At 74.8% G+C, this 3,868-nt stretch carries 4 protein-coding genes; all 4 read left to right on the plus strand.

Annotation, left to right across the window (positions count from 1 at the left end):
- Window positions 1–887: VWA domain-containing protein (locus AA75_RS10990; RefSeq protein WP_033819710.1), on the plus strand; the 887-nt coding region annotated here is incomplete at its 5' end.
- Between the two features lie 4 nt (window positions 888–891).
- Window positions 892–1,497, plus strand: coding sequence for a cob(I)yrinic acid a,c-diamide adenosyltransferase (cobO, locus tag AA75_RS10995; protein ID WP_033819711.1), 606 nt, complete (start codon window positions 892–894; stop codon window positions 1,495–1,497).
- 4 nt (window positions 1,498–1,501) lie between these two features.
- Window positions 1,502–2,857 carry a cobyrinate a,c-diamide synthase gene (locus AA75_RS11000; RefSeq protein WP_033819712.1) on the plus strand — a complete coding sequence of 452 codons (1,356 nt, stop codon included), beginning with the start codon at window positions 1,502–1,504 and terminating at the stop codon, window positions 2,855–2,857.
- 551 nt (window positions 2,858–3,408) lie between these two features.
- Window positions 3,409–3,843: a discoidin domain-containing protein gene (locus AA75_RS11010; RefSeq protein ID WP_158515478.1), complete on the plus strand. Its 435-nt coding sequence runs from the start codon at window positions 3,409–3,411 to the stop codon at window positions 3,841–3,843.
- Window positions 3,844–3,868: the final 25 nt, after the last annotated feature.

Raw genomic sequence — 3,868 nt, forward strand, 5'->3', positions numbered from 1 at the left:
CGGTGCCGCCCCGGCAGGCGCCCGCGGGCGGCGGCCGGGAGTCCACCCCGGTGGCCGCCGGCGAGCCGTACCGGACCCGCCTGTTCAAGGTGCCGGGGACCGGCCGCGGCGCCCAGGGGCGCCGCTCCCCCGCCGAGACCGACAGCGGGCACACCATCCGGGCCCGCCGCCCGCAGGGCCGGCTCAGCCGGCTGCACCTGGCCGCGACCTTGCAGGCCGCGGCGCCGTACCAGGCCGCGCGCGGGCGGGCGGCCCGGGCGCTGGTGCTGCACAAGGACGACTTCCGGGAGCAGGTGCGCCGCGGCCGGGAGTCGAACCTGGTGCTGTTCGTGGTGGACGCCTCCGGGTCGATGGCGGCCCGGCAGCGGATGACCGCCGTCAAGGGTGCCGTGCTCTCCCTGCTGATGGACGCCTACCAGCGGCGGGACAAGATCGGCATGATCACCTTCCGTGGTGCGGCCGCCGACCTGGTGCTGCCGCCCACCTCCTCGGTGGAGGTCGGCGCGGCCCGGCTGGAGCAGCTGCCGACCGGCGGCCGTACCCCGCTCGCCGCCGGGCTGCTGCGCGCCCACGAGGTGCTGCGGGTGGAGCGGATGCGCGACCCGCAGCGCCGCCCGCTGCTGGTGGTGGTCACCGACGGCCGGGCCACCGGCGGCCGGGACGCGCTCGCGCTGGCCGGCCGGGCCGCCGGTCTGCTGGCCGCCCAGGGCGCGGCCGCGGTGGTGCTGGACTGCGAGTCGGGCCCGGTCCGGCTCGGCCTGGCGCGCACCCTCGCCGCCCAGCTGGGCGGCTCCGCCGTCACCTTGGACGAACTGCGGGCCGAGGGTGTCGCCGCCCTGGTCCAGGCCCACCGCTCCGCCGACCACCACCACCGAAAGGCCGCGTGACCCCATGCCCCAGGGAAAGCCCGAGACCGTCCCCGACGACGGCCTGACCACCCGCCAGCGCCGCACCCTGCCGATCACCGCCGTGCACACCGGTCCCGGCAAGGGCAAGTCCACCGCCGCCTTCGGCATGGCCCTGCGGGCCTGGAACCAGGGCTGGCCGATCGGGGTGTTCCAGTTCGTGAAGTCCGCCAAGTGGAAGGTCGGTGAGGAGAACGCGCTGCGCGTGCTCGGCGCCTCCGGCCAGGGCGGCACGGTGGACTGGCACAAGATGGGCGAGGGCTGGTCCTGGGTCCAGCGGTCGGCCGAGATGGAGCAGTCCAGCGAGGAGGCCGCCAAGGAGGGCTGGGAGCAGGTCAAGCGCGACCTCGCCGCCGAGACCTACCGCTTCTACGTGCTGGACGAGTTCACCTACCCGATGCACTGGGGCTGGGTCGACGTGGAGGAGGTGGTGGCCGTGCTGAAGGACCGTCCGGGCAGCCAGCACGTGGTGATCACCGGCCGGTACGCCAAGCAGCCGCTGACCGACCTCGCCGACCTGGTCACCGAGATGACCAAGGTCAAGCACCCCATGGACGCCGGCCGCAAGGGCCAGCGCGGGATCGAGTGGTAGGCCGTTGAACATCCCCCGTCTCGTCGTCGCCGCGCCCTCCTCGGGCGCGGGCAAGACCACCGTCGCCACCGGGCTGATGGCCGCGCTGCGCGCCCGGGGCCTGGCCGTCTCCCCGCACAAGGTCGGCCCGGACTACATCGACCCGGGCTACCACGCGCTGGCCGCCGGGCGCCCGGGGCGCAACCTGGACGCGTACATGTGCGGGCCGCAGCGGATCGCCCCGCTGTTCCTGCACGGTGCGGCCGGGGCGGACGTCGCGGTGGTCGAGGGCGTGATGGGACTGTTCGACGGCGCCGCCGGGCAGGGCGAACTGGCCTCCACCGCGCACGTCGCCAAGCTGCTGCGGGCGCCGGTGGTGCTGGTGGTGGACGCCTCCTCGCAGTCCCGCTCGGTGGCGGCGCTGGTGCACGGCTTCGCCTCCTGGGACCCCGAGGTGCGGCTGGCGGGGGTGATCCTCAACCGGGTCGCCTCCGACCGGCACGAGCAGCTGCTGCGCGAGGCGCTGGAGGAGGGGTCGGGCGTCCCGGTGCTCGGCTCGGTGCGGCGGGCGGCGTCGGTCGCCACCCCGTCCCGGCACCTGGGTCTGGTCCCGGCGGTGGAACGCTCGGCCGAGGCCCTGCGGGCGGTGGCCGACATGGGTGAGCTGATCGGCCGCTCGGTCGACCTGGACGCCGTGCTGGCGCTGGCGAGGACCGCGCCGCCGCTGTCCGCCGAGCCCTGGGACCCGGCGCAGGAGGTCGCGGTCGTCCCCGGCCGGCCGCGGATCGCGGTCGCGGGCGGCGCCGCGTTCTCGTTCTCGTACGCGGAGAACTCCGAGCTGCTGACCGCGGCCGGCGCCGAGGTGGTCGCCTTCGACCCGCTGCACGACGGCGAACTGCCCTCGGGGACGGCCGGGTTGGTGATCGGCGGCGGGTTCCCCGAGCTGTACGTCGGCGAGCTGAGCGAGAACGGGCCGCTGCGCGCGGCCATCGCCGCGTTCGCCGCCACGGACGCGCCGGTGGCCGCCGAGTGCGCCGGACTCCTTTACCTGGGACAGGAGTTGGACGGCAGGCCGATGTGCGGCCTGCTGCCGACCGGCGCCCGGATGACCGAGCGGCTGACCCTCGGCTACCGGGAGGCCGTCGCCCTCGGCGACAGCCCGCTCGCCGTCGCCGGCACCCGGGTGCGGGGCCACGAGTTCCACCGTACGGTCTGCGAACCGGGCGCCGGCGAGCAGCCCGCCTGGGGCTGGCGCACCCCGGCCGGACCGCGCACCGAGGGTTTCGTACACGGCTCGGTGCACGCCTCCTACCTGCATCTGCACTGGGCGGGCGCACCGGAGCTGGCGGAGCGGCTGGTGCGGGTGGCCGCGGGCGGCTGAGGCCGCCGGTCCGCAGACGAATCGATCCGCCGAGCTGACTCTTCATAAGATATGAATGGTCGGCGCACGGGCTTCACCGTGCGGAGAAATCCGGCAGATCGTGAAAGAGAGACCGTGGACAGAGCGCTCATCAGATCGTCAGTTCCGCTGTTCCTGGGGAGCATCCTGGCGTCCCCTGGTACCGGCCGCCGCGCAGGCGGCCACCGGCCCGTCGGTCTGGGTGCAGAGCGCCTCCGACCACGTGTTCTCCTCGACCGTCCGGCCGGACCGCGCCGTCGGGAACATCAGCCTGTTCGCCGCCCGCAACGAGGTCCAGGCGGCCCAGATCTCGGTCCGCTCGGACGACGCCCTGAGCGACGTGCACGTCGCCGCCGGCGACCTCACCGGTCCCGGCGGCGCGGTCACGGCCTCACCGTGCACAGCCTCTTGCGGTCCGCGACCGTGGTCCACAGTCCTTCCCGTTCGCCGCCACCGACGACCCGCACGGGAACTACCACCTCCAGCTGGCCGAGCTCGAAGGCTACGGGGACGCGGTGGCCGCCGGGCGGCCGGTGACCGTCTCCAGCTCGGTGGAGAACACGGCCGCCGGCTGGGTCCGCGCCGCCGCCACCGACGGCGTGCAGAACTCCGCCCTCGGCTACTCGATGGGCTGGAGCAGCGCCGAGACCACCGCCACCGGCCACGAGTGGGCCACCGTCGACCTCCAGGGCGCCACCCTGCTCTCGCAGGTCCGGCTCACCGGCCGGACCGACGGCTCCAACACGGGCCTCGGCTTCCCGGTGGACTTCACCGTCCAGGTCTCCGACGACAACGCGCACTGGACCACGGTGGCCGCCAGGACCGGCTTCCCACGGCCGGGCACCGCCGCACAGGTCTTCACCTTCGCCCCCGTGACGGCCCGGTACGTGAAGGTCGACGGGACGCGGCTGAGCGCCGATCAGTTCGGCGCGTACCACCTGCAGCTCGGCGAGATCGGCGTCGGCTGACCACCCGGGACCGCACGACGGCGCC

The sequence above is a fragment of the Kitasatospora sp. MBT63 genome, from assembly GCF_000710465.2.
Classification (GTDB): Bacteria; Actinomycetota; Actinomycetes; order Streptomycetales; family Streptomycetaceae; genus Kitasatospora.